Consider the following 26,590-nt stretch of genomic DNA (forward strand, 5'->3'; position numbering starts at 1 on the left):
ACATGCTCCCGATATTGACACCCGATCGCGCCCTTGATGATGTGACTGTGCGCTTTTTAAAAGCGTTGGAAAACTCATCTTTTACAGGTGAGGTTTATGCGGATTATCCCACCCGTTTACTCAGCGCAACGGACAATAGTGTCTATCAGGTGATGCCTCAAGCCGTGGTCTATCCGGTCTGTGAAGACGACCTCAATGTGATTGCCAAACTCGGTGCCCAAGAAGAGTTTCGGGGCATTTCCTTTGCCCCGCGCGGGGGCGGCACGGGCACAAACGGTCAATCACTTAATAACGGTGTGGTGGTTGATACCTCCAAACATATGAATAACATCCTTGAGTTTGATGAAGAGGCGCAACTGGTCACCATCCAGCCCGGTGTGGTGCTTGATCAGCTCAATGCATATTTAAAAGAACGTGGCTTTTTCTTTCCCCCTGCGGTGTCCACATCATCACGCGCCACATTGGGCGGCATGACAGGGACCGATGCATCGGGCAAAGGCTCGCGCATTTATGGTAAGACATCTGATTATATTCATGAGATGGGTGTGGTTCTTTCTGGTGGTCAAAGCTGGACGTCCAAGCCCTTAAGTGCGCCTGAGATGAAAGAGGTTATGGCGCGCGAAGATATTGTTGGAGATATCCATCGCCAAGCTTACAATTCCATTGTTGAAAATGAAGAACTGATTGATCAGACTTTTCCAAAAATGAACCGTGGGCTGACAGGCTATAACCTTGAACATGCCCTAGATAATAACGGCACCTTTAACCTGTCTTATCTGCTGGCAGGCTCTGAAGGTTCGCTTTGTTTAACGCAAAAACTAACGTTTCGTGTGATCCCACTGCCGAAGAATAAAGGGCTGGTAACGGTGCGTTATTCCACCTTCAATGAAGCCTTGGAAGGGGTGCAGTTGATTTTACAGGCTGATCCGGCTGCTGTGGAAGTGGTGGATGACAAGATTATGAGTATGGCCCAGCAAGATATCATCTGGACGCAAGTGGGCGATATGCTGGGCGGTGAAGAAGGTGAGCCCCCTGTCATGGGGATGAACTTTGTCGAGTTTGTGGGCAATTCCCAAGAAGAAGTTGATGCTCAAATTGCCAAGCTTGAAAAACTTTTGGATGATGCTTTAGAGTTAGAGGGTCAAGCCACGGGCTGGCGCGCGACCTCAAACCCGGCGCAGATTTCAGCGCTGTGGGAAATGCGCAAAAAATCAGTGGGTCTGCTCGGGGCCTTGCAAGGTAAACGCCGCGCAATTCCATTTGTGGAAGATACCGCCGTGCCGCCAGAAAATCTCGCACCTTACATTCGTGAGTTTCGCGAGCTTCTTGATGGGCATGGGGTGGATTACGGTATGTTTGGTCATGCCGATGTGGGCTGCTTGCATGTGCGCCCGACCCTTGATCTCACCGATGTGATGGATGAGCCCAAACTGCGTGAAATCTCAGACGGTGTGGCAGACCTGACCAAGAAATATGGCGGCCTGTTGTGGGGCGAACATGGAAAAGGCTTCCGTGGGGAATATTCACCAAAATTCTTTGGACCCGAACTTTATGACGAGCTGCGCAAAATCAAGTCGGCTTTTGATCCGCATAACCTGTTTAACCCCGGTAAAATCGCCACGCCTTATACCATGCCTGAGGTGGAACTGACGCCCATTGATAAGGCCACGTTGCGTGGACAGGTTGATCGCACCTTAGATGACAAGATCAAGGCGGCTTATCCAAAAGCGACCTTATGTAATGGTAATGGCGCTTGTTTTACATGGGATGCGTTTGATCCCATGTGCCCAAGTTACAAGGCCACGCGTGATCGGGTGCAATCACCAAAAGGGCGCGCAGGCTTGTTGCGAGAATGGATGCGTTTGCGCACCATGGCTGAAAAGCCTGATGCACCCAAAGCCTTGGCGGAAGGTAAAGACTTTAACCTTGATGTTTATGAGGCCTTAAAGACGTGCCTGTCTTGTAAAACATGTGCGACCCAATGTCCGGTCAAGGTGGATATCCCTGAAATGAAGGCTCAGTTCCTTGATGCCTATCATGAACGTTATGACCGTCCACGACGTGATCATCTGGTTGCCCTGTTGGAAAAGCTGGCACCGCTGACCCAGAAGTTTGCAGGCTTAAGCAATTTCATGCAGGCCTTGCCCCCTGTAAAAGCCTTTATGAAAAATGGTTTTGGCTTAATTGATTTGCCTAAAGTCAGTTCCTTAAAAGTGGAAAAAGAACTGAGTAAACGCAAAGCCCCTGCTTTTGACCTGAGTGCCATGAGCGCCCTTTCTAAGGAGGCCAAGGAAAGGTCGGTCATTTTGGTGCAAGACACCTTTACAACCCATTATGATAGCGAAGTCGTGATAGCGCATTATGATTTACTGGTTGAGCTGGGCTATCAGGTGTTTGTTGCGCCCTATCGCCCCAATGGTAAACCATTGCATGTGAAAGGCTTCTTAAAAGAGTTTGATGCGCTTGCCACAGAAAATGATGCTTATTATGCATCTGTCAGTGCCACGGGTATTGAGATGGTCGGGATTGAGGCCGCTGTTACCTTGATGATGCGCCAGGAATATAACCAGCGTCTTGAAAATCGCCCGGATTATACGGTTTATCAATTTCATGAATGGCTGCATGGTAAATTAAGAGCAGGCGCATTGAGCTTACCTCAAACAGGCTCGTCCCAAGAATATGCCCTGTTTGCCCATTGTACGGAAAAGACGTCTTTGCCCCAAACACCAAGCCAATGGAGCGATATCTTTGCCGCCTTTAACCAAAGTTTGCGCATTGAAAAAACAGGCTGTTGCGGCATGTCAGGCATGTTTGGTCATGAGGTGGAAAATGAAGACATGTCGAAAAAGCTGTTTGCTCTAAGCTGGAAAGACAAGGCGGCCAAAGTGGGTGCAGAGCGTATGTTGGCAACAGGATTTTCCTGTCGTTGCCAAACAAAACGTTATGGCAATTTCAAACCCCGCCATCCGGTTCAGGTCTTACTTGAATTGGCGAAAACCTAAACGTCTTCGTCAATATGGCGGCTGACTTCGCCGTAGAGATTGACATAGCCCGCATCTAAAACCGGGATGGCCCTGAAGGTGATGATGGTGTCGCCACAGCGGATATCGCCATAGACTTGTTTTGTCTCGTAAAAAGCTTTGCGCACCAGTTCAGAAAGGGCCGGGGCGACGAACTCTTTTGTGTCATCGCCAAAAAGGGCGCTTTGATTGCGCGCAGCCACATTTGAATAAAGCACCTTGCGATTTACCGAACAGCGCAGCAAGGCATAAGGTGTTTCATGAAGAAAGCGGGCTTCAAAATCAGACTTACCTTTGGCCTCGCTAATTTCAATGCGCATGGCTTCAATCTGTTTTGCCAAAAGGGCTACGTCGTCTTTGGATTTGGTGATGTCTTGCGCCACAGGGGTACTGGCAAATTTTCCATTATTGCTTTTAAGAAAATCAGAAATGCGGTGTAAGGGTTTGATGCTGTAGCTGCCATATAGCCATAAACAGACAAGCGCGAGGATAAAGGCAAAAAGGGGTGCGACACCCCAGTTGATCAGTGTTCCCCATAACGGGTGAGGCATCAAATCTGCCCCATCTAGGCGCAGCACAATCCAGTCAAAATCCAGCTCGGGCTCTAAACGAATGGCGATATCAACCACGCTCTTGGTATCATCCCAATGGGTCAGCTGAAACTCTTGTGAGGTCAGCGGGGGAAAGTCACTTTGTGTCTCGCCTACACTTAAGGGGATATCGCGCCCTTGGAGGAGACGCACGCCCAAGACAGATTCTACATTGAGCAGGTCATTGACCTTAAGCAACATATCATCGGCCTCTCCCCCTGCACTTAGGGCTGTGGAGGAAAGGGTGCGTGCAAATTTAGTCAGGCTGTTTTCACGAAGCTTTTCTTCTTGTTCGCGCAACAAGCTGCCAAGCAAAACAACCAAGGCAAAGCTGCACAGCGCAATTGCCCAAGCCGCTTTGCGTGCATTTGGGGACTGCCAAGCCAGTTTGATTGATCCGTGTTGTTTTGTCATCTGTAGGGCCTGCTCATATAAAAGCGCCAAGTAATTGTAGCATTTTAATAAAAAACTGACTCCCTGCAATGCAATTTCGGGTTATACTCATATAAAATAATAAGAATTGGCATTTAAATGTGCTTTTTTGGGAGGTAGAGATGATACGTATACTCTGTATATCTCTTTTGCTCGTATGGGCAGGGGAGGGTTTTGCAGGATCAAACGGGTCTGATTATTGGACCTATCATGAATATATGTCAGCTAATCCTGAGCAACGAGAAAAGACAGATAAATTTTCACAACGAGTGCGCGCTAAAGCTTCTGAAGTGCAAAATATTCAAAAGCCTGTGAAAGTGGCGGTCGTCTATCCGGGTAAGCAGGTTAGCGATTATTGGTGGCGCAGCGTATCGTCCTTTGAAGCGCGCTTGCAGGAGTTAAACTTACCTTATGAAATCCACCCAAGCTTTACTGAGCCTGGGGTTGGTGTGAGATTACAAGAACGGCAAATTGCACAGGTTTTGCAAAAAGATCCTGATTATCTTGTCTTTACACTGGATGCTTTTCGCCACCGCACAATCATTGAACGCATTATGCAGCGCGGTCGACCTAAGCTGATTTTACAAAATATCACCACCCCTGTGCGCGCCTGGGCCAAACAACAGCCATTTTTATATGTAGGATTTGACCATGCAGTGGGCAGTGTTTTACTTGCTGAAAAATTCTTAAAAACTTTCCCAAAGAAAACCGATTATGCATTGTTTTATGGGACGCGTGGTTATGTGAGTTCTGTGCGCGGCGGGACGTTTATGGAACATGTCTTGCGTGAGGGGCAAGCAAAGGTAAGCGATTCCTTTTATCTGGATTTCAATCGTGAAAAGTCCAAAAAGGCGGCTTTGAATGTGTTGGCGAAAGAGAATAAGCCACCCTTTATTTATGCCTGTTCAACAGATATTGCCCTTGGGGTGATTGATGCAGCAAAAGAACTTGGCATTCTGGATCAAATTACGGTCAATGGCTGGGGTGGTGGCGGTAATGAGCTTAAAGCCATTGCGGCTGGCGAACTTGATTTTACCGTGATGCGCATGAATGATGATAATGGTGTTGCCATGGCGGATGCGATTGCTATGGATTTACAAGGCATGGGCGCTTCTGTTCCGACAGTTTATTCTGGGGATATGGAGTTGATCGAAAAGGGTATGTCAGCGGGTCACATTGAAGCCTTGCGCAAACGCGCCTTTCGATATTCTGATCACTTTAAGACCCAGACGGATCAAGTCGTCAGGTTTGGTGGACGTTAGACTATTATGAGTGAAGCAAAAAAGGGCCTTCATTTATCGACTTTTATTTTAGCGCTGTCTTTTGGCGGCGTTTTAATGGTGTCTACCCTTTTTGCGATTTCGAGCTATTTTTCAGCACGTGATCTAATTGATCATGAAATCCAACAGTCCTTTGATTTTCGCCATCGCATTATTAATTTTAGCCTAGATGAAAAATTGGGCCGCGCGGCGAGTCGTTTGTCGGCCATGTCCGATTCTGAACAGCTGATTAAAGCGATCAATAGCAATGAGCGCGAGGCTATTGAAGAAAGCTTATTCTCTATTTTGCAACATGAAGAGACACAGAACCTTGATGTCTTGATGCTCAGTGGTGAAAACGGTGTGTTGTTAGGGGATGTGAGCTCTCCTTTAAGTGTGATCAATGCCAAAAAAGAAATGTTGATCACGCAATCTTCCAAGGCGTTTCAGAAATGGACCTTGGTGCAGCTTAATGATGCTGAACAAACCAACGCTTTGTTGTTTAGTGTGCCTGTGATTGAGGCCGAGCTGGGCCGGGTCATTGGTGCCATTCACAGCGCGATAGCCATTAGTGAGAATTTCTTGTTTGCCAAAGAGCTTAAAGAGGCCTCTGGTGTTGATCAGTTGCTTTTGCTGCAAGATAATCATGTGCTTGTTCATTCCTTTGGGCCCAATCCTGATGAAAAAACAGCCGCAAAAATAAGAGAAATTTCACAAATTTCAGCAGGTAAAACAGTTCAGGTTAATGATCATATTGCCCAGCGTTTTAATATGGGTGTTAAGGAAGAAAATCGCGCGCAGCTGTCTGTTATTTTGTTACTGCGCCGTGATAATGTGGCCTCTCTCTTTGATGTTTATTCAAAAGGGGGTGTTTATCTGATCGTCGGGGCTTTGCTCACGGCCTTATTCATTGCTTATATGGTGCGCCGTCTGATTGGCAGCAGTACGGATCATTTGATTGATTATGTCGCAGATATCAAAAAGCATCGCCACCATGCACGTTTTACCCCCGGTCCGGTGCAGGAGTTTAACCATATTGGTGGTGTGGTCAGTGAAATGGTCACGACCATTCATGAAAATGAACGTTATTTGACAAACCTGATTGAGTTGGCGAACTCCCCGATCATTGCGTGGAATGGGGAGGGGCGTATTACCAAGTTTAACCGGGCAGCGGAGAGAATTTTTGGGCGCACCCAGACAGAAGTCGAAGGTATGGCCGTTCAAAAGGTGATCGCCATGATCGGCTTGGCTGAAAAAGACAAAGACAGTGTCTTGGATCGGTCTTTAAAGGGTGCCGTGATTGATAACTGGGAAATGGCACAGAATAACCCCAAAAGCGGGCAAGACTATCATATGTCTTGGAGTATTTCACCCGTTGCCTTTCATCAGGATAATTCGGTTGCAACCATTTTAGCTCAAGGTCTGGATTTAACGCAGCGCAAACTGGCTGAAGAAGAACTCCATCGGGTCAATGAAGAGTTAGAACTGCGCGTCATGCATCGCACACGCGCCATGGAAGAAGAGATTACCGAAAGACGCCATATTGAGGCGGAGCTGCGCCAAAGTGAAGAGCGTTTTCGCGATATTGCCGAGGCTTCTTCTGACTGGTTCTGGGAGATGGGGGACGACCTCCGTTTCACCTTTATGTCTGAACGGGCCTTGAAAGTAACGGGCTTTGGGCCAAAGGATATTTTAGGCAAGACCCGCATGGAGTTGGTCACGCCTGAGCGCATGGCAAATGAGGGTGAGAAATGGCGCGAACATCAAGCCCTTTTGGAGCGCCATGAAGCCTTTAGAGTCTTTGAATATACCATTGTAAATACCCATGGGGATGAACGGGTGTTTCGCATCAGCGGAAAACCCATTTTTGATGATACGGGAAAAACTTTCTTGGGCTATCGGGGCTCCGGGCGTGATGTGACGGATGAATATCTTCGTGCTCAAGAGTTGCGCCTTGCCAAGGAAGAGGCCGAAAATGCCAGTCAGGCCAAATCAGAATTCCTGTCTTCCATGAGCCATGAGCTGCGCACGCCGCTTAATGGTATTTTGGGCTTTGCTCAACTTCTTTTGATGCCACGAAAAACTGAGCTGGATGAGGGGCAAAAAGAATTCGTCAACCAGATTTTGAAGGCAGGCCAGCACCTGTTGGATTTGATCAACGAAATCCTTGATCTCGCCAAGATTGAAGCGCGCAAAGTTCAGGTCTCTTTAGAAGCCGTCACACCTTGGCGGGTGATGGGGGATGCTTCAGACCTGCTTGAAGGCCTGTCTACTGAATATGGCATTGAGGTCATTAATGAGATTACTGAAGATAACGCAGTTCAGGTTGAGGCCGATTACACCCGTTTAAAACAAATTCTCGTGAATTTAGGCAGTAATGCCATCAAATATAACAAGCCAAATGGTCAGGTGCGTTTCAGCTGTGAAATTTGCACTGATGAAAATATGCTTCAGTTTGATGTTGTTGATAATGGTCCGGGCATTCACCCCGATGAAATCGAAGAGCTCTTTACACCCTTTAACCGTTTGAATGCGGAAATGTCCGGTGTGGAAGGCACAGGCATTGGCCTGACCATTACCCATAAGCTGGTCGGTCTTATGGGCGGGCGCATGGGCGTTGAAAGTGAGTTGGGTAAAGGGAGCCATTTCTGGTTTAGAATTCCGATTTTCCAAGAAGATAACTTGGAAGAAATAGAGAGACGTCGCAAACCCTCAATGATGCCAGAAAAATCAATCCTGCAATTGGAACGCGATGCAAAAATCCTCTATGTGGAAGATAACCCCAACAACAGTAAGCTCATGGAAGAGGCTCTTTTACCTTATGGGGAAATCTCATTAGAGATCATTCGCACTGCCGAAGAAGGGTTGGAGTATCTTGAAAATGCGAATGTAGATTTGATTTTTCTAGATATCAATTTACCCGGTATGGACGGCTGGCAAATGATGGAAGTTTTGCGCAATCAGTCTGAAACAAAAAATATTCCGGTTGTAGCGGTAACAGCCCAAGCCATGCATAAGGATATTGAACGCGGTAAAGAGGCAGGTTTTGTCGATTATTTACCCAAGCCGTTTAATATTAATGATCTTTATAAAATCATTCAGACCTACACGCGGGCAGATTGATTTAAATTCAGCTCTGTGTCAGTTGTGCTTTTAATGTGAAATTTCCTCAATTACATCCCCGTCTTTTGCGCGCTGGCGATGTTTAGCAAGATATAGCGGTGTAAAAGATTTAGGCTCGCGCAAGACAAACTTATAGCGCGCCACATGATAGCTTGGATCAAAGCCAAAGAAATTGAGTTTCATTTTCTCAAGCTCATCTGCGCGATAACTCGCAAGTGGCTTTTCAGCTTCATCTCGTATGCGGGTTTCTTTTTTATCAGCAATGATNTTTTATTTATGTCGATCTGGGTAATGCGGCCTGCCAGTTGATTTCTGAATTCAGCGATAGTTTTACCAAAGCTGTCATCAATCAGCCCAAGGCTTTCTGCTTCAACCGTGCCAATGGGCAGGCGGTGCTCCATAACCTTTTTTTCCTGAGCCACGCCAACGCGCTTGGGCAGAAGATAGGTCCAATATTCAGAGCCAAACAGGTTGCCCATATTTTTATAATGCGGGTTTAAAATGACGCCCTGTCGGGCAAAGGTTTTATCACAACAAAGGGCAAAGAAGACACCACCCGCCCCCGCATTACCAGAAAGGGCGGCAATGGTGAGTTTATCAGTTGTGGTGATGATCGCTTCGCAGAGATCATCCATGGCAGTGATATTGGCCCAGCTTTCTTCTGCGGGGCGTTTTGCGGCTTCAATGGCGTTAAGATGAATGCCGTTTGAAAAGAAATCTTCCCCACCCATCAACACGATTGTGTAGGCCTCTGTGGCACAGGCCTCTTTATAGGCTTTAAGTAAACGTTGGCATTGATCCGTATTCATCGCGCCGTTATGGAAAGGGAAATGGAGATAGCCGATCTCACCAACCTGTTCAAACCAGATGTCACGCTCTCCTTCACCGCTTTCAAGACCAAGGATCGATGTGGCTGGCAGTTTGAAATTTTCTTTACCTTTTTTGCGTAGATGCCCAATCCAGATTGCCCCATCAAGGGTTGCGCGGCAAATGGCCCCGTTTTTGGTGGCGATAATCTCACCGGCATTTCCACTTAAGTCTGTTTCAGCTTGTGCATTATGTAGATAGACCTCGATACCATTCAGGGTATCAAGAACACCCGGGTTGCCATCACCTGCATTTATTTTGCGCAAGATGGTCTCTGTTGTGTCTGTGTCCCAGTTAATCTGTCGCACATCTTGTTTCATCAGCTCATTCCAAACACCCTTTCCCTCAAGCGGGGTGGGTTTGAAATTTGGATATTTAAATTTTTCCAAGGCTTCAAGCACACATTCAACAGCCGCATTTGTCACTTCATTGCGATAAAGGCTGCTTTTGGGGCCACAGCGCATGGGGAAAATTCGGCTCGCCCAGATGGGGCCTGCATCCATTTGCTGAACAGCTTGAAGCAGGGTTACACCCCATTCTTTTTCATCGCGCAGTATCGCCCAATCTAATGCTGAGGGGCCTTGATCACCAACAGGCCCGGGATGCACAATCAGGCAGGGCAGTTTAGAATAGACGGTTTCAGGGATTGCACGTTTTAAAAAAGGCGCAATGAGCAAGTCGGGTTTAAACAGCTCAACGGCTTCTTCTGTGACGCGATCATGGATATCAAACTCGACGCTAATGTCATGACCAAGACGGGCCAGTTCCACATAAAGGCGTTGGCTTAAACTGTTAAAGCTATGGGTGAGAAGCAGGATTTTCATTTAACAAATTCTTGGCAGTTGTTCGCCTGCAATCCAGTCCACAACGCGGGAGCCGCCAAAGCTTGTTTTGAGTTGGACAAAATGATGATCATCTTCAAGCACGCGACCAATGATCGCCGCATCTTTGCCTAAAGGATGGGCTTTCATTGCGGCCAAGAGGTTTTCAGCCTCTTCTTCAGCGCAGATGGCAAGCAGCTTACCCTCATTGGCAACATAGAGCGGATCAAGCCCCAAGATCTCGCAAGCCCCACGCACTTCATCGCGAATGGGGATTTTGTTTTCAAGTAGTTCCATACCCACACCACTTTGATGGGCCAACTCATTTAATGTTGCAGCAAGTCCCCCACGGGTCGGGTCACGCATGACATGAATATCAGGCACAGCGCTGATCATATCGCTAATAAGACCGTTTAGACTGGCGCAATCAGATTGGATAGAGGAGTCAAAACCTAAACCTTCGCGCAGGGACATGATGGCAACGCCATGGTCCCCGACAAAACCGTTAATGAGGATTTTATCACCGGGTTTGGCACGCTCTCCTGAAACAGTGATGGCTTCATCCACAACGCCAATACCCGTTGTGTTGATATAAACCCCATCGCCGTGACCGCGCTCAACAACCTTTGTGTCACCCGTTACAATCTTAACACCGGCTTGCTCTGCGGCTTTTGCCATACTCTCAACAATAAGTTTTAACTCTTTAAGCGGATAGCCTTCTTCTAAAATGAAACCTGCTGTCAGGTAAAGCGGACGTCCCCCTGAAAGGGCCACATCATTGACCGTGCCGTGGACCGCTAAACTCCCAATATTACCGCCGGGAAAAAACAGGGGCGAGATGACAAAGTTATCGGTGCTCATCACCACACGACCTGCTGGCAGGTCAAAGACAGCCTGATCATTACCTTGGGCGAGAATGTCATTGGCAAACGCATCGGCAAAGAGCTGGTCAATAAGCTGGGCCATTGCGCGCCCACCCCCACCGTGGCACATTTCCACCACACCGTTTTCAAGATCAAGCGCGCGGCTATAGGCTGTGCGTGGCGACATGGAAATCTTTCTTAGAAACGATAGCCAAAGCGAATGCCTAAGGTGTCCATGCCCTCATTGGGGCTGGACGTCCAGGCATTGGAAACATGATCAAAGAAAAGCGAGATGCTGTAGCGCTCATCAATTTGATAGCCGAGCTCAAGTGGGAAGTGGAATAAGGCTTTTGAACCAAGGGCCTTGCGATTTACATTGGTGAGCTTGTTATTGCCGTTATGAACCGCAGCCCCCACACCAAGGGCGAAAAAGATATTGTCGCTTAGATCAGTTTGCCAGCGGGCATCCAAATAGGCCTTTGAGGTATCACCTTGGCTATTTACAGAAAGCCCAAGCGCCGGGCTCATGACCCCACCCCAAAAGGCGAGATCGTGATTGAGGATGATTTCTGCGTTAAAATCAATCCCGCCTTCACGGTTAAAACCACTCCATAACCCATCGGTATCATGATCTAACACACCCAGTTTAAGCTCTTTCACCAAACCATCGGCTTGGGCAGAGGTGTGAAAACCAAACAGGAGAACTGTACATAGGCTCAGTAAAAGTCGGCGCATGGGATTATCCTTATTTTGAACAGCTTGTCAGGGCTTGGGTTACAGCGGCGGCTGTCATCACACTTGTTTGGGAAAAAGAAACTTCACCGCCATTGGCAAGGAAAGTTGCTAGTGTGGCCGGGGCAACGGTTTGCATGACTTGTTTTAACGCGCAATTACACATGGGCTCTGAATTGGATTTTGTCCCTGTGCACCAGCTGGTAAATTCTTGTTGTTGGTCTTCTGTATAGGCTTCAACTGCAAGGGCAGAAGACACATTAAAAGCAAAGAAAGTGGCAATGAGCGCCAGTGTGATTTTTTTCATTTCATTATTTCCTTATCGTTATTAAACCGCTTTTCTAAAGCGCCCGTATGAATAATAGGCCGCACAAGCCCCTTCTGCAGATACCATGCAAGACCCCATGGGATTATCTGGCGTGCAGTGGGTGCCAAACAGTTTACAATCAGTTGGCTTCTTTATGCCACGCAAAACTGCCGGACAGTCACAGGCTTTATTTTCATGTGCGGGTGGAGTCTCCACTGGAATTTGAATTTCAGCATCAAAATTTGCATATTCTTCTTTGATTTTCAGGCCCGAATAAGGCACATGACCAAGGCCGCGCCATTCAAAGGTGCGGCGCAGTTCAAATATTTCAGCCACCAGATTTTTTGCCTTGGCATTGCCCATATGGGTGACCGCGCGGCGATATTGGTTTTCGACTTCAGCGCGGCCTTCATTGAGTTGGCGGATCAACATCAAGATGGATTGCATCACATCTAAAGGCTCAAAGCCGGAAATTACCACAGGGCGCTGGAATTCTTCTACAAAATACTCATAAGGCTGGGTGCCGATGACCGCACTTACATGGGCCGGGCCTAAAAAGCCATCAAGGGGAATGCTACCTAAATCTCGCACATCCGGACTTTCCAGAATATTTTGGATAGCAGAGGGGGTAAGCACGTGGTTGGATAGGATAAAGAAATTTGTGAGCCCCATGGCTTGGGCCTGTTTAATGGCAAGGGCAGTGGGTGGTGTAGTGGTTTCAAAGCCAATGGCGAAAAAGACGATTTTTTTATCAGGATTATTTTGGGCAAGCTCTAGCGCATCCAGCGTGGAATAAACCATGCGCACATCGCCACCTTCGGCCTTGGCTTTCATCAGGGATGTGAATTTAGAACCCGGCACACGCAGCATGTCGCCATAAGAACATAAAATCACATCGGGCGTGCGCGCATAGGCAATGGCCTGATCAATGCGCGAGACAGGCAAGACGCAAACCGGGCAACCCGGCCCATGGATCATTTTTACATTTGTGGGCAGCAGGTCTTGCACGCCATAGCGAAAAATCGCATGGGTGTGCCCACCGCAAAATTCCATTAAACGATACTCACGATTGGGATCAACTTCACGCGCAATGGTCTTTGCCAATTTTTGCGCCGTTTCCCCATCGCGATATTCATCCACATGCTTCATGGTGCGATGCCTTGGGCTTTGGTCATTTCTTCAAAAAGGGCAAGTGTTTTTAAGGCTTCATCTTCATCGACCTTGGATAAAGCATAACCCACATGCACGATGACATAATCACCTGCGCTCACATCTTCCACCAGACCAAGCGAGATGGTCTTTTTAACGCCGCCCAGTTCAATAACAGCCATATCCCCTTCAAGGATTTCAACGACTTTGGATGGCATGGCAAGGCACATGGTTAGCTTCCGCAAATAAGTTTTTGTTGCCCAAGCCATGCCTGACCTAAAGAAAGGCCAGCATCGCTAAGGGGGGCTTGTTGATTATGATAAGGCGTGATGCCTACTTTTTGCAATTTTCTTATGAGCCCTTGGGTGATAATTTCATTTAAGAAACATCCCCCCGAAAGGGCGACCTTCTCAATGTTATGATTTTGACACGCACGTTCAACCCAATCACTTAAGGCAAAGATAAGGGTGCCATGAAACAGGTTGGCCCCACTTTGAGCGCTTAAACCTGAAAGGGAGTTCAGCAAGGGCAGCAGGTTGAGGATGTTTTTATCGATCGTCCAGCCATAAGGATCACTTTCAATCCGGCTGACCAGACTTTCCAGCATCATGGGCGCTTGGCCTTCATATTGGGAGGTCTCACACACCCCTAAGAGACCACAGGCAGCATCAAACAGGCGGCCCATGCTGCTGCTCATCGGGGCGTTTAACTTTTTATCCAGCATGAGGCGTAAGGTTTGGGTATCTCTGTCTGGATAGCGGCTTTTAATCTCATCAGCTCTATCCAATTGATGAAGCACACTTGCGCCCATGCGCCAAGGCTCAAGCGCGGCCTTATCACCACCGGGTTGGGCGAGTTCTTTTAAATGACCGATACGTTCACAGCTCAGCCCATCGACTTTAAGCAATTCACCGCCCCAACTTTCTTCATGTCCCCCAAGGCCAAATCCGTCCAAGGCCAATCCAATGACAGGGCCCTCAATTTGGTGTTCTGCCATGACAGAGGCGATATGGGCATGGTGATGTTGCACAGCCAAAGTCTCAAGCCCCATTTCATGGGCCAGCCGTGTGGAGGCAAAATCGGGATGGAGGTCATGCACAATCAATTCGGGCTGAACTTGTAAAACCTTACAAAGATGATGCACGGTTTCTTCTAAAAAGGTGATGGTCGCCACATTATCAAGATCGCCAATATGTTGGGAAAGATAAGCTTGATTTTTGCGTGTGACACAGATGGTGTTCTTAAGATAGGCCCCAAGGGCGAGGATAGGCGGCGTGCTGTCTTTGAGCTTGATAGGGGTGGGGGTAAAACCACGTGCGCGGCGCAAAAATGTGGTTGTCCCCATATCATGGCGCACCACACTGTCATCAACGCGAATGAGAATATCGCGGTTGTGGGTGACAATGGCATCGGCAATGCCGTCTAATCTTTCATGAGCTTCTTCATTGCCAATTACCAAGGGCTCCCCAGCCGGGTTTGCGCTTGTCATCACCAAGGGTGTGCCTGCAAGTTGGTCGAGTAAAAGGTGATGGATGGGGGTATAGGGCAGCATCACGCCAATGCGGTTCAGCTCTGGCGCGATGGCTTTTGCTAGCTGTAATCCTGATGATGTATCTTTTTTCTTAAGCAGCACAATCGGGCGTTCATGGCTTTCAAGTAAAGTTTTTTCAGCCTCACTCATATGGGCAAAGTTTGAAACAGCCGTGCAATCAGGCACCATGATGGCAAAGGGTTTGGCCTCGCGGTTTTTGCGTGCGCGCAGGCGTAAAATCGCTTTTTCATTTTGCGCATCACAAACCAGATGAAAACCACCTATCCCTTTAATTGCGAGAATTTCACCATTGCGAATATGGTCTGCCATCTCCCCAATAGACATGGAAAGACGTGGCCCACATTCAAGGCAGCAGGTTGGCTGGGCATGAAAACGACGATCTGTTGGATCATGATATTCATCCTCGCAGCTTTTGCACATTTTAAAAGCTGCCATAGATGTTTGCGGGCGGTCATAAGGCAGGCTATGGGTGAGGCTATAGCGCGGGCCGCAATTGGTACAGTTGATAAACGCAAACCCAAAACGCCTGTCTGTGAGGTCGCGCATTTCTTTTAAACAATCAGGGCAGACGGCGCTGTCTGGTGCAATGTCGGTGAAAACACCGCTGTGTTCGCTTTGTTTGATGATGAAAGTATGTTCATCTTTAAGGAAAGGAAGGTCGCTGATGTCAATCTCATCAATGCGCGATAAGGCAGGTGCGTCATATTCTAATCCCGCGTGAAAGGCTTCAAGCTGCTCGCCCTGAATTTCAATGAGCACGCCTTCACCATCATTAAGCACCCAGCCTGTTAAGCCCAGGTCATGGGCAAGCTTATAGATGAAGGGGCGAAACCCCACTCCTTGGACCGTGCCGCGCACGCGATATTGTTTGCGATTATTGTTGAGCACATTCAACACCGGCTTTAATCCAATCATACCACGCATCTAAGCCCTCTGCGTTAGTGGAGGAAAGCTGGAAAATTTTAAGTTCAGGATTGACCCGCTTTGCATAGTTAATACAGGCCTCCACATCAAAATCCAGATAAGGCAGCAGGTCTGTTTTTGTCAGGATCATAATGTCAGCAGCAGCAAACATATCGGGATATTTAATGGGCTTATCTTCACCCTCAGTCACCGAAAGGATGGCAACTTTATGGGCCTCACCTAAGTCAAAAGCTGCTGGGCAGACCAGATTGCCGACATTTTCAATAAAGAGAACACCCTTGTTAGGCATTTCCATACGGTCCATGGCTTGGCCGATCATATGGGCATCAAGGTGGCAACCTTTTCCGGTGTTCACCTGAAGGGCAGGTACGCCCGTTTCACGAATGCGATCGGCATCATTTGCGGTTTGTTGATCTCCTTCAATCACCGCAATGGGCAGCTCAGCCTTAAGATCGGTGATGGAGCGGGTAAGCAAGGTTGTTTTGCCAGAACCGGGAGAAGAGACAAGGTTGAGGGCAAAAATACCCGCAGCTTTCATACGTTCTCGGTTATGGCTTGCAAGATGATCGTTCTTGCCCAGAATATCTTTTTCAATGGCGATAATGCGTTTTTCATCCATACCGGGAACCGACACACCCGCATCATTGTCACCAAAATGTATATCGTCATGATTATGGGCGTCTTCCATTTTGGATGTGCCACACCCGCAGACTGTACACATGGTTATTCGACCTCCAGTTCTTTTACCCGCATTTCTTCACCGCCTGAAATATGCAGCTTATAACTGCCGCATTTTGGGCATTCAGCAATGCGCGAGCTTATTGTCATTTCTTCAGCGCAATCAAGGCAACTGGCTTGACCCGGTGTATGGATGATTTCCAGTTTGGCCCCATCGGCGATGGTATCTTTCATCACAACATCAAAGCAAAAAGTCAGGGCTTCGGGCTCCACATGGGAGAGCTGACCAATCTCCAGCCAGACGGTTTTCACCTTCTTAAAGTCATTGGTTCTGGCGTAGTCTTCCAGAATGTTAAGTACCCCTTGGGTCAGGGACATTTCATGCATTTTTCATCTCCCTCAATGACTATATCACAGCCCACGCAAGAGTTTTGCCTTGATTGATCATATTTTTATGATGATCTAGATCAACGATAACAGAGTACTTACATGTTATAGTCACGATACAGTAAAAAATAAGTCTATCCAGCAAATATGGATAGGGAGGTGTGCGATGAAATATCTCTCAGCAGACAGTGTCTTTTATATCATCATGAAAGCACGTGAGTTTGACGTGAAAGTCGAACCGGAAAATATGGGGCGGGAGTCTGACGCCGTTGATGATGGCTGTGTGGAGATTTTGGAAGATTACGCTGATGATGCAACAGAAGACGAACTTCGCGAAGCATTAGTGAATTTAAATGAAGACCAGCTTCATGAACTTGTCGCCCTGATGTGGTTGGGTCGCGGGACCTATTCAAAAGCAGAATGGGACGAGGCCATTAAAGAAGCCTGTGAGGCTGACCCCAGTGCAAAATCTTCCCCTGAATACCTCATGGGGACGCCCCTTCTATCCGATTATCTGGAAGAAGGGTTGTCCGAAATGGGTGTCTCGATTGAAGAGTTTGAAGTCGGGCGTCTTTAAGCCGACTTCACATTACCAAGGAAGTCTTCAACGATCTTGCGAAGAGAGACTGATTGGTCATTAAGCATGGAAGACGCACTTAGCACTTGTTGTGAAGCCGCACCCGTATCATTTGCCGCTTGATTGACTTCAATGATGTTGCGGTTGACTTCTTGTGTGCCAGCGGCAGCCTGTTCAATGTTGCGGGCAATTTCTGATGTTGCCGCACTTTGTTCTTCAACGGCTGCTGCAACAGCAGAGGCAATGTTATTCATATCTTCAATAACATTGTTAATTTCGCTGATGGCTTCAACCGTATCGTAACTTACCGTCTGGATAGCGCGTACATGGGCGTTAATTTCTTCAGTTGCACGTGCTGTTTGTGTGGCAAGGGATTTGACTTCATTGGCAACAACGGCAAACCCTTTACCTGCATCACCTGCGCGCGCGGCCTCAATGGTGGCGTTTAGGGCGAGCATGTTGGTTTGTTCTGCAATATCACCAATAAGGGCAGAGGCTTGGCTGATGCGGCTGGCGGTATCAGACAGGCTGTTAACCGTTATTTGGGTCTCTTGGGCTTTGTGAGCTGCACTTTGCGCAATATCAGTTGAGGTCTGAACCTGTTGACCCACTTCTTGAATAGAAGCTGTCAGCTCTTCAGAGGCAGCTGCCACTGTTTGCACATTGTTGGCTGTTTCTTCAGAAGCACCAGCAACGACCGTTGCCTGCGTACTTGTTTGTTGCGCCGTTGATGACATGCTGCTGGCTGTTGTATCCAGCTGGCTGGCGGCTGAGGCAACAGAGCCAAGGGCAACATTAATACCTGCATCAAAATCCGTTGCAAGTTGTTCAATGAGGGCTGCGCGTTGATGTTGGGCTTCTTCTTCTTGGCGTTGGCGTTCAGCCATTTTTTCATTTTCAATCAACTGGGTGCGGAAATATTCAACCTCTTTTGCCATATTGCCAATGGCATCTTTGCGCTCTTGCATAGGGGTTTCAATATCTGTGGCCCCTTCAGAAAGGTGTTTCATGGTTTTTGCCATGGTGGTGATGCCATGGCGGATATCACGCGCAATATAGATCGCTACAACAATCATGATGATGGAAATAACAAGGAGAACTTGCAGTTCTTGGATGGCGATCGTCCAAAATGCGTCACTGACATCATCCATATAGATGCCTGTGCCGATTACCCAGCCCCATGGCTCATAGAGTTTGACAAAGGCAAGCTTGGAAACAGGCTTGTCACTGCCCGGTTTGGGCCAGTGATAAGAGACATAGCCCTCACCGTCTTGCTTGGCGCGATTAACAATCTCGCCATAAACACGCACGCCATTGGGGTCTTCCAGCTTTTCAAGGTTTCTCCCGTTTAAAGAGGGCTTAATGGGATGAAGGATGACCACATGGTCAAGATCGTTGAGCCAAAAATAGTCATTGTCGCCATAACGCATGGCCCCGACAATTTCTTTGGCTTCCATTTTGGCTTCTTCTAAAGTGAGGTGCCCCTTGGAGACTTCTTTATTCAAGCTTTCCAATACGGAATAAACCGAGCCGACTAAATTTTGGGTCTGCATCTCGCGTCCCTGATGGAGCGAGGAGTTTAGAGCATAAAGGCCAAGTGAAGCTGTCAGCATTAAACCAATGACGGACAGAGCAACGATTAAACCCAGTTTGGTACGGATCTTGATATTTCCAAGAGACATGGCGGAGCCTTTTTTGCAGTCGCAATATAAGAATATTAGTTAAATCTAATTTTTTATAATTTACAGTAAGGTATGCCTATAGTGGTATCTTCGCAAGTGCGAAATGTCTTTTATGGGATATTATGTGGTTTTACTGGCGCAAAATCCAGCTATCGGGAATGCCACGATCACGCGCCATGTCTTTTGCGCTTTCCGCTTCGCTTTGGCTCATCGGGCCTGCCATAACGCGTTGGTAAGTGGTGCCGTTGATATCAATGGCTTTCATAAAGGCATTTCCCATGCCTGCCAAAGTGATGCGGTCTTGGGCATAAGCAGGTTCTGAAAAGCTGCCAAGTACAACGAAATAGCCACTTTCATCAGCGGCTGCCGGACCCAGTTCAATCGGTCCTGTTGGGCCAGTTTCTGGGGCAAGCTCGTCACTATAGGGCGCACCATGGGCAGATTCAAAAGCAGCCATATCATTATAGCCTTCAGGGCTACCTTCAGCTACAGCGGCTTCAAGCTGCATGGGGGCCATTTCATCATAAGATTGGGCAGGTGCTAGCTCTGTTGGCTCAGCCATATCAAGCCCTTGGCCGAGTTCTGCTGTTGCAGGCGCATCAGAATTCTTCAGCGCTTTGCCATCCATTAGTTTTTTAATCAGCTTGTTATCATCTGAAACAGCAGGCTGAAGTTGACCTTCAATCACGAGCTTGCCAATGGAGTCCTGATTAAGCTGACCCGTTGCCAGCAATAATTGGTAATTTGCCAAGCGATGGGCGTAATCAGATGAGGTGACTGCAATGCGTACATTGAGCAATTCAAGCGCTGTATCAAGCACCGTAATGATGGTTTCTTTACCACTTTCCATCATTTCATGGCGCGCATTAAAGGCTTCAGCAGCGATTGATTCAGCCTCTTGTAGCGTGCGATAGCGGCGGCGTTCTGTTTCGATAATGGAAAAAGCGTTACGCACCTGTTCTTCGACTTCAAGGTGTTTATGGCGCAAATCCATCATGGCTGCGCTATGGCGCAGGGCGGCCGCGCGGCTTTGGGATTTTGTGCGATCGCCATCAAACAGGTTCCAGTTCATTTTTAACAGAACACTGCCTTCGCCTTCTGCACCATCGGTGCCATCCACATTATATTTCGCATCACCAGAAGCTTCTAAATCAACGCGAGGATAAAGGGCTGAGTCAATTGAGCCCACACGTGTTGAGGCTGCTTCGGCGAGAAGACTTGCACTTTTTAAAATCGGGTTGTGTTTGCGCGCCACACGAATGGCTTCTTCCAAGCTTTCTGGCACCACGGCACTTGGGGCCAGTGGGTCTTGCATGCGCCCAGCAGGGGGAACGCGCTGGAAGAGGTGATAATAACGGTTTTGACCTTGGCGTTGGGAGCCTTGATAGGCCGTTAAGGCTTCACGGGCTTGGGCAAGGCGCGCGCGTGCTTGTAAAAGATCAGCCTGAGACATACGTCCCACATTAGATTCAGTTTCAATAAAGGTCTTGATCTGTTCAACCAGTTTCACGTTTGTTTGTGAAATCTCAACCATCTTATTTTGTAAAACAAGGTTGAGATAGGCCTGAATCCCTTGGAATAAAATCAGTTGTTTTGTGCTGTCCAAATCAGCCATGGTGCTTTGATGGGCCACTTGGGCGGCTTTGGTTTCAAAAACACTATAATGACCATCAAACAGGTTATAGGTAGCGGTTACATTGCCTTTAACCCGCATGTCGTTTTTGCCCGGATTATCCGTGCGCTGATAGCCTGTATCACCACTAAGGGCAATGACAGGGGCGCTAAGACCGTAGGCTGCTTTGATATCTTCGCGCGCGGCATCACTTAGGGAAGATTTTGCACGAATGGCGGGATAGTTTTCCAGCAGGTAAACCAGCTCGGCAGAAAGTGGATTGGCTTGTGCGTCTTGTGCAAAACCAATGGCACTTACCATTACCAGTGCGCTTACTGTATTGCGCAGAAACTTCTTTAAACCCAGTCCCATTTTTTCGCCCTTAAGGATGAATCAGATTCGTAAACTGGACACCAAGTTATAGAAGAAGCTTTAAAATAAGATTAACGCTCGCGAAAGGCTTCATCTTTTAGGCGCAGAAGCGGTCGGATAAAGAATTCAAGAACACTGCGCTTGCCTGTTACAATATCAACTTGAGTTTCCATACCAGTGGTAATGGGCAGGCGTAAAATACTGCCATCGCCAAGGTAGGTGCGCTCTGTTGAAATAATCACGCGATAATAGGGCGTGCCGTCTTCGCCCTTGTCCGTATCGGGTGCAATTTGAATGACTTGACCGGGCAATGCACCATAACGCACAAAATCATAGGCAGAGACTTTGATTTTGGCTTGAAGCCCTAACTGAACATAACCTCGGTCCGTGGGGCTGAGGCGGGCTTCAACCACCAAACTATCGCGCACGGGCACCAGTTCCATAATGGCTTCACCGGGTCGCACAACGCCGCCGACGTTGGTGTATTTCAGGTTTTTCACCGTGCCATCAATGGGCGCGCGAATGACGGTGCGTTGTTCTTGTTCTGTGGCTTCACCTAAAACCTTTTCAATGCGCGAAATTTCACGCGCGACTTTACTAAGCTGGTCTGAGGCTTTGCGTTTATGTTTAAGGCGGGTTTCATTTAGACGTGCACGGGCTTCTTCAATATCTGCACGCGCTGCTGGAATTTCTGCATCAATGGTGCGGATTTCACCGAGCAGGCTTTCCACTTGCGAGCTGAGCTCAAGATATTCTGAGCGCATACCCATGCCTTTGTTCATGGCATCTTCTGCCAAGGCTTGGCTTTCCTCGCTAATATTAAGCTTGCTGGAGGCCGCATTGCGCCGTGTGCGCAAGGATTCAATGGCGAGTTCTTTTTGTTTTATCTGTTTTTTAATGACGCTGAGCTGGCCTGAAAGTTCTGACCTTCTGGCTTCAAAGGCATTTTGTTCGCGCTGGGCTACGTGGGGGCGGCGCTCCAAACTTTCAGCAGGGAAGAAGACTTGTGATTTACCTTGGCTTTGGGCGACAAGGCGGGCCTCAACAAGGCGAAAACCATCGAGCTCTGTAAGCAGTTCTTGTTCATTAAGCTTACCCACACCCAAGGTTAAAACCATTAAAGGATCCCCCCGTTGAACGGTGCTGCCTTCACTGATATTGAGCTCTTTAATAATGCCGCCTTCAAGGTGCTGGACAGTTTTAACCTGGCCTTGGGGGACCACACGCCCCGGCGCGATGGCGACTTCATCAAGGATTGTACTATGCGCCCAATAGCCAAGCCCGATGAGCAAGAGGATGATAAAGCGCGACGGATAGAGCCATTTTGACTTTTTCTTCTGTTTGATCAGTTTTTGTAAGGCGCTCATTATCGAACTCCTTTCAGACGGGGTAAGATATCAGAGGCTTTCCCACCCGCTTTTACCTGACCACGCTCCAGCACCATGATACTGTCACAGATTTCAAGCAGTTTCATACTATGGGTCACCATAATGACCGTGCGTTGCTCAGAGAGTTTTTTCAACAGGCGGGCCAGTTTGATCTCCGCAGTTGTATCAAGGTTATTTGATGGCTCATCCAACAAGAGCACAACTGGGTCGGTCACCAACGTGCGTGCAAGGGCAAGGCGTTGGCGCAATCCCCCAGACAGGTTATCGCCATGTTCGCCCACTTGCGTGCTATAGCCCTGTTGCATCGCCATGATCTCATCATGAATGCCCGCAATTTTTGTGGCCTTGGAGATGGTCTCATCACTGGGCGGGACAGGCCCCATGGAGAGGTTATCTTTAATGGTGCCACTTAACAGGCGGGTGTCTTGGGGCAGGTAGCCAAACCAGTTGAGCTTTTCAGCATCACTAAATTGGCTCATGTCTGCATTATCAAGCATAATACGCCCAACCCGCGGGGTATAGAGCCCACGCATAAGCTTTAAAAGCGTGCTTTTGCCACTTCCGTTGGGGCCAACGATGGCATGAAGACCTGTTGCCCCGAGTGATGCCCCAACACCGCGAATAACAGGTGTATTTTCTTCATCACCAAAATGATAGGCAATGGCGTCCATGGTGATTTTACCTTTGGGGCGTTCCAGCTCTAAGGTGGCGTCTTGGCGGTCTTCAGGATAATCCAGCACGCGCACAACGCGCTTGTAAGATTGACGCGCCGCACTTAAGGATTTCCATTGTAGGACAAGTTGGTTAAGGGGTTGCAAAATGCGCGAGACCAGCATGTTTGCGGCGATCAAGGCCCCGACCGTCATTTCTTGATTGATGATGGCAATGGCACCAAAACCTGTAAGGGTGACCGTTGACGACAGTAATAAGGTTTTGCCCAGATTGTGATATCGGTCTGCACGTGCGGCTTTTTTGATGGAGCTATCAATGGTTTTGGCTTGGCGTTCTTCCCAAAGCTTTCCAAGGTAACTGCCCATGCCTAAGGCTTTGATAGTGGTGCGATCTGCGATCATTTCAGAAACAAGTGCATCGCGGCGCATGGTGGCGGTACGTTCATCCTTGGTGGAATTGCGCGCAGACAGGCTAGACAGAAAAGCCAGTAAAAGAAACAGAGGCACGATGAATAATAAGGCCCATGCCAGTGGTTCTGCCAAGGCAATAATGAGGATAATGCCGATAACGCTAAAGGGCAGATCAGCCAGCAAAATGGCGGCAATACCGGAAAGGGCCATGCGGATATTATCTACATCATGGAACAGGGATTGCCAAAAGGCACTGGGGCGATGTTCAAGGATGCGCAAGGGCAGGCTGGTGAATTTTCTAAAAAGCTGTTTTGCCAAGGTCGCATCAAGGCGCATGGCTGCATTTTGTAAAAGGCTTGATCTGGCTTGGCGCAAGATGAAGTCAAAAATAATGACGCCTGCCATACCGATGATGAGGCCCTGTAACGTGGAAATACCCGCTTGGGCGATCACGCGGTCATACACTTGAAGGATGAAAACAGGAATGGCGAAACCGAGCACATTGATGACCAATGTGGCGGCAAATATTTCCCCCAAGATGGGAAATACGGGTGCAAAGATGGTTTTGAAAACCCCTTTGTCGCCTTCTTCTTTCATAGCTCTCCCCTTAGATTTATGCCTTATTTCAACCTATTATACCTTGCAGATAAAGATTTATTTTTTGTTAAGGCCCATATTTTGCATCACGAAATAACCAAAGATTGAAAAAAATCTATTTTGGCGATATAATCTTCATGTTTTCCAGAATGGGAAAAACGGCAATGCAATCCAGAAGGACGCAATGATGCCACAAGATATGTTATTTGACCTCAATACCCTTGGTGAAAGGGGTGTTGAACTTGCCCAGCTTGCGGGCAATACAGAAGCCGCTGGTCGTGTAGAGACCATAAACGGCACAGTGACAGTTCAGCGTGTAGACGGTGAAAGCGTTGCCTTGCGTGAAGGTGACGCCATTTTCATGGGCGATAGTCTGGATGTGGCAGATGGCAGCAGCCTTGGTTTGATCTTTGCTGATGATACGACCGTGGCGCTGGGTTCTGGTGCGCAAATGGTCATTGACGAAATGGTCTATGACCCGGTTGGTGAAAGCGGGTCTCTTTCCTTAAGTATTGCAGATGGCGTGTTTTCTTTTGTCAGCGGACAAATTGCTAAAACCCAAGATGAAGCCATGCTGCTGAACACACCCGTTGCCACCATTGGTATTCGCGGGACAAAAGGCGCTGGTGTTGCCGCACCTGAGGGCAGTGAAAACCAGATTACCCTAATGGCGGAAGAGGATGGTCAGCTGGGTGAGATCATCGTGCGCAATGATGCGGGCGTGCAGGTGTTGAACCAACCCAATCAATCTGTTGCCATGGTGAGCCGTTTTGAAGCACCGCCCCCACCTGTTGTGATGTCGAGCGCGGAAATCCAAAATGCCTATGGTAGTGCGCTTTCTGTGATGCCTCCCCCACCAAAACGTCGTGGTGATGCTGAGGGTGAGGCCACAGAGGATGAGGTGGAAGAAGCAGCTGAAGAGGCAATTGAGGAAGAAGTCGAGGCCGCAGAAGAAGAGGGGGAGGCCGAGGCTTCAGGCGAAGTAGAGGACGCTGAAGAGATCGTCCTTGAAGAAGAAAAGATTGAGACTGAACCTATGTTTGCCGATACGGGTGGGGCCTTGGGGGAAGAGCCGATCGTAGGCGGTGAAGGCGAAGATGCTTTAATCGGCGGCGCTGGTGAGGACGGGTTTGGCCCAACAGGATTTGCAACATCTGGGGATACATTTGATTTTGGCTCAGCCGTTTTAACTGACCCGGCTTCCTTATTAACCCCAATTGGGACAAGCGATGAGGAAACAACCAAAAAAGATGATCCTGACGTCACGCCACCCGATACCACGACACCGGCTGTGAGTGGTGAGGTGTTCTTGCAAGGGACTTATCTAGAATTGGGTGTTTCAGAATATGGCTCACTTGGAACAACTGCTGAGGCCCCAACGGGCTTTCATAATAATACACATAATAATCTTGCCATGGTGGCAGATGGTGATGGGTTTGATAGTGGGGCAAGTGCGACAAGTGATGATTATTTTCTACCCGGTGCACCAATGGAAGGTTTCTCCCTCAGCCATAGTGGCTTGGCAACGCCTTTAAAAAATTATGAGACGGACGGGTATAGCGATATTTCCATGTTGACCTATGATACATCCTCGGGAAGTACCTTATCTGCGACCTCTTCAGGCTCCACAGCTTTTGCTGATATTAGCCAAGTGATTTCTTTTGATCAGGATGCAACGTTTTTTGTAACCGAAGTGACGATAACAAACACATCGGGCAGCACGTTAAATAATGTGCGTTATATGCGCGCAGCAGACCCCGATCAGGATTCCGATTTAAATTTCACTTCAAATACTGATAATGATGTGTTGAATAATACCACCTCGACAGGTCCGGCAGCGGTTGTTGCCAAAGGTTCAACAACGGACAATGCCATTTCTTTTGTTTCAGAAGACAGTTCTGCCATAGTCTCGGTGACAAACCCGTGGGAAAAAGACCCAACGGCTGCTTCTGTCTATGCATCCCCCCTTGATCCTGACGGGGCTGCAAGTGACTCTGCCATTCATATGACTTTTGAAGAGGCAACATTAGCAGATGGGGCGAGTGTAACGTTTAAGTTTTATACATCCATTAATACGGCCTCGGCAGGCCTTGATGTGCTAACAGGGTCAAATACGGCAGATACTATTTCGGCATTGGGTGGGGCTGATCGTCTTTATGGATTTGATGGTGTTGATGTGATGGATGGCGGGGCCGGAAACGATATGCTGTGGAGCGGCCTTGGGGATGATAGCTTAACAGGGGGTACAGGCAATGATACGTTTCATTTCTTTGCATCCCAAGGTACAGATAGCATTAGTGATTTCACCACGGGCGAGGATAAGCTATCGATTGATAAAACCAGCTATGGCATTTCCTCTATTTCGTTTGAAGAGATCAATGTGGCCTATGATGGGGCCAATGCCACAACTGGATCAAATGTGATTATGGATAGTAATGGTGATGTGTGGATCGATACCAATGATACCGCAGCCGGGGGCTATTCCATTGTGACAAATGTTGCAGGTGGTGCAACGGTGGTGGCAAGTGATATTGAATTGTCTGAGTAAAATGGTTTATGAAGTGAGAGAGGGAATG

The 26,590-nt window shown here is 48.0% G+C and carries 20 protein-coding genes; 5 read left to right on the forward strand and 15 right to left on the reverse strand.

Annotation, left to right across the window (positions count from 1 at the left end; translation table 11 throughout):
* Window positions 1–2 precede the first annotated feature (2 nt).
* Entirely contained in the window at window positions 3–3,002 is a 3,000-nt protein-coding gene (locus MTBPR1_RS12435) for an FAD-binding and (Fe-S)-binding domain-containing protein (protein WP_069189513.1), read from the forward strand.
* Here the strand turns inward: MTBPR1_RS12435 and MTBPR1_RS12440 are convergent.
* On the reverse strand, window positions 2,999–4,024 hold the full coding sequence (locus MTBPR1_RS12440; protein ID WP_069189341.1) for a hypothetical protein: 1,026 nt from the start codon (window positions 4,022–4,024) through the stop codon (window positions 2,999–3,001). The two genes, MTBPR1_RS12435 and MTBPR1_RS12440, sit on opposite strands and share 4 nt — an antisense overlap.
* 140 nt (window positions 4,025–4,164) lie before the next feature.
* On the opposite strand from MTBPR1_RS12440, the gene MTBPR1_RS12445 reads away from it, so the two are divergent.
* Window positions 4,165–5,304, forward strand: a complete 1,140-nt coding sequence (locus tag MTBPR1_RS12445) for a substrate-binding domain-containing protein (protein WP_069189342.1) — start codon at window positions 4,165–4,167, stop codon at window positions 5,302–5,304.
* A gap of 6 nt (window positions 5,305–5,310) precedes the next feature.
* Window positions 5,311–8,424, forward strand: coding sequence for a PAS domain S-box protein (locus MTBPR1_RS12450; protein WP_069189343.1), 3,114 nt, complete (start codon window positions 5,311–5,313; stop codon window positions 8,422–8,424).
* Window positions 8,425–8,454: 30 nt separating this feature from the next.
* Here the strand turns inward: MTBPR1_RS12450 and MTBPR1_RS18310 are convergent, their stop codons facing one another.
* The 10 genes from MTBPR1_RS18310 to hypA all read right to left on the reverse strand — a co-directional run bounded on the left by MTBPR1_RS18310 (window position 8,455) and on the right by hypA (window position 16,704).
* Window positions 8,455–8,607, reverse strand: a complete 153-nt coding sequence (locus MTBPR1_RS18310) for a hypothetical protein (RefSeq protein WP_240492895.1) — start codon at window positions 8,605–8,607, stop codon at window positions 8,455–8,457.
* Window positions 8,604–10,115, reverse strand: coding sequence for a hydrogenase maturation protein (locus MTBPR1_RS12455; RefSeq protein WP_240492896.1), 1,512 nt, complete (start codon window positions 10,113–10,115; stop codon window positions 8,604–8,606). The genes MTBPR1_RS18310 and MTBPR1_RS12455 overlap by 4 nt, the downstream gene beginning before the upstream one ends.
* A complete protein-coding gene (gene hypE, locus MTBPR1_RS12460) occupies window positions 10,116–11,162 on the reverse strand; it encodes a hydrogenase expression/formation protein HypE (RefSeq protein WP_276204547.1) in 1,047 nt (348 codons plus the stop codon).
* Window positions 11,163–11,173: 11 nt separating this feature from the next.
* Entirely contained in the window at window positions 11,174–11,710 is a 537-nt protein-coding gene (locus MTBPR1_RS12465) for an acyloxyacyl hydrolase (protein ID WP_069189345.1), read from the reverse strand.
* A 10-nt stretch (window positions 11,711–11,720) separates the two neighbouring features.
* The gene (locus tag MTBPR1_RS12470; protein WP_069189346.1) at window positions 11,721–12,014 is read right to left on the reverse strand and encodes a hypothetical protein; all 294 of its coding nucleotides are present in this window, start codon (window positions 12,012–12,014) and stop codon (window positions 11,721–11,723) included.
* Between the two features lie 21 nt (window positions 12,015–12,035).
* The gene (gene hypD, locus MTBPR1_RS12475) at window positions 12,036–13,163 is read right to left on the reverse strand and encodes a hydrogenase formation protein HypD (RefSeq protein ID WP_069189347.1); all 1,128 of its coding nucleotides are present in this window, start codon (window positions 13,161–13,163) and stop codon (window positions 12,036–12,038) included.
* Window positions 13,160–13,381, reverse strand: coding sequence for a HypC/HybG/HupF family hydrogenase formation chaperone (locus tag MTBPR1_RS12480; protein ID WP_338031289.1), 222 nt, complete (start codon window positions 13,379–13,381; stop codon window positions 13,160–13,162). The genes hypD and MTBPR1_RS12480 overlap by 4 nt, the downstream gene beginning before the upstream one ends.
* A gap of 14 nt (window positions 13,382–13,395) precedes the next feature.
* Window positions 13,396–15,639 (reverse strand): carbamoyltransferase HypF, encoded by a 2,244-nt coding sequence (gene hypF, locus MTBPR1_RS12485; protein WP_240492897.1) that lies wholly within the window; start codon window positions 15,637–15,639, stop codon window positions 13,396–13,398.
* On the reverse strand, window positions 15,590–16,360 hold the full coding sequence (hypB, locus tag MTBPR1_RS12490) for a hydrogenase nickel incorporation protein HypB (RefSeq protein ID WP_069189349.1): 771 nt from the start codon (window positions 16,358–16,360) through the stop codon (window positions 15,590–15,592). Before hypB ends, hypF begins: the two co-directional genes overlap by 50 nt.
* 2 nt (window positions 16,361–16,362) lie before the next feature.
* Window positions 16,363–16,704, reverse strand: coding sequence for a hydrogenase maturation nickel metallochaperone HypA (gene hypA, locus MTBPR1_RS12495; protein ID WP_069189350.1), 342 nt, complete (start codon window positions 16,702–16,704; stop codon window positions 16,363–16,365).
* Between the two features lie 166 nt (window positions 16,705–16,870).
* Between hypA and MTBPR1_RS12500 the strand changes: the two genes are divergently transcribed.
* The gene (locus MTBPR1_RS12500) at window positions 16,871–17,281 is read left to right on the forward strand and encodes a DUF3775 domain-containing protein (protein ID WP_069189351.1); all 411 of its coding nucleotides are present in this window, start codon (window positions 16,871–16,873) and stop codon (window positions 17,279–17,281) included.
* On the opposite strand, the gene MTBPR1_RS12505 is transcribed toward MTBPR1_RS12500, so the two are convergent.
* The 4 genes from MTBPR1_RS12505 to MTBPR1_RS12520 all read right to left on the reverse strand — a co-directional run bounded on the left by MTBPR1_RS12505 (window position 17,278) and on the right by MTBPR1_RS12520 (window position 24,014).
* Entirely contained in the window at window positions 17,278–18,963 is a 1,686-nt protein-coding gene (locus MTBPR1_RS12505) for a methyl-accepting chemotaxis protein (protein WP_069189352.1), read from the reverse strand. The genes MTBPR1_RS12500 and MTBPR1_RS12505 overlap by 4 nt on opposite strands.
* A gap of 130 nt (window positions 18,964–19,093) precedes the next feature.
* The gene (locus MTBPR1_RS12510; RefSeq protein ID WP_069189353.1) at window positions 19,094–20,947 is read right to left on the reverse strand and encodes a TolC family protein; all 1,854 of its coding nucleotides are present in this window, start codon (window positions 20,945–20,947) and stop codon (window positions 19,094–19,096) included.
* A 71-nt stretch (window positions 20,948–21,018) separates the two neighbouring features.
* Window positions 21,019–22,314 carry an HlyD family type I secretion periplasmic adaptor subunit gene (locus tag MTBPR1_RS12515; protein WP_069189354.1) on the reverse strand — a complete coding sequence of 432 codons (1,296 nt, stop codon included), beginning with the start codon at window positions 22,312–22,314 and terminating at the stop codon, window positions 21,019–21,021.
* Entirely contained in the window at window positions 22,314–24,014 is a 1,701-nt protein-coding gene (locus MTBPR1_RS12520) for a peptidase domain-containing ABC transporter (RefSeq protein WP_069189355.1), read from the reverse strand. The genes MTBPR1_RS12515 and MTBPR1_RS12520 overlap by 1 nt, the downstream gene beginning before the upstream one ends.
* Before the next feature lie 184 nt (window positions 24,015–24,198).
* Here MTBPR1_RS12520 and MTBPR1_RS18400 point away from each other — a divergent pair, with 184 nt between their 5' ends.
* Complete coding sequence (locus MTBPR1_RS18400; RefSeq protein WP_126465219.1) at window positions 24,199–26,562, forward strand: hypothetical protein; 2,364 nt, start codon at window positions 24,199–24,201, stop codon at window positions 26,560–26,562.
* The last annotated feature ends 28 nt before the right edge of the window (window positions 26,563–26,590 follow it).

Source organism: Candidatus Terasakiella magnetica (assembly GCF_900093605.1).
In the GTDB taxonomy this organism is placed as follows: Bacteria; Pseudomonadota; Alphaproteobacteria; order Rhodospirillales; family Terasakiellaceae; genus Terasakiella; species Terasakiella magnetica.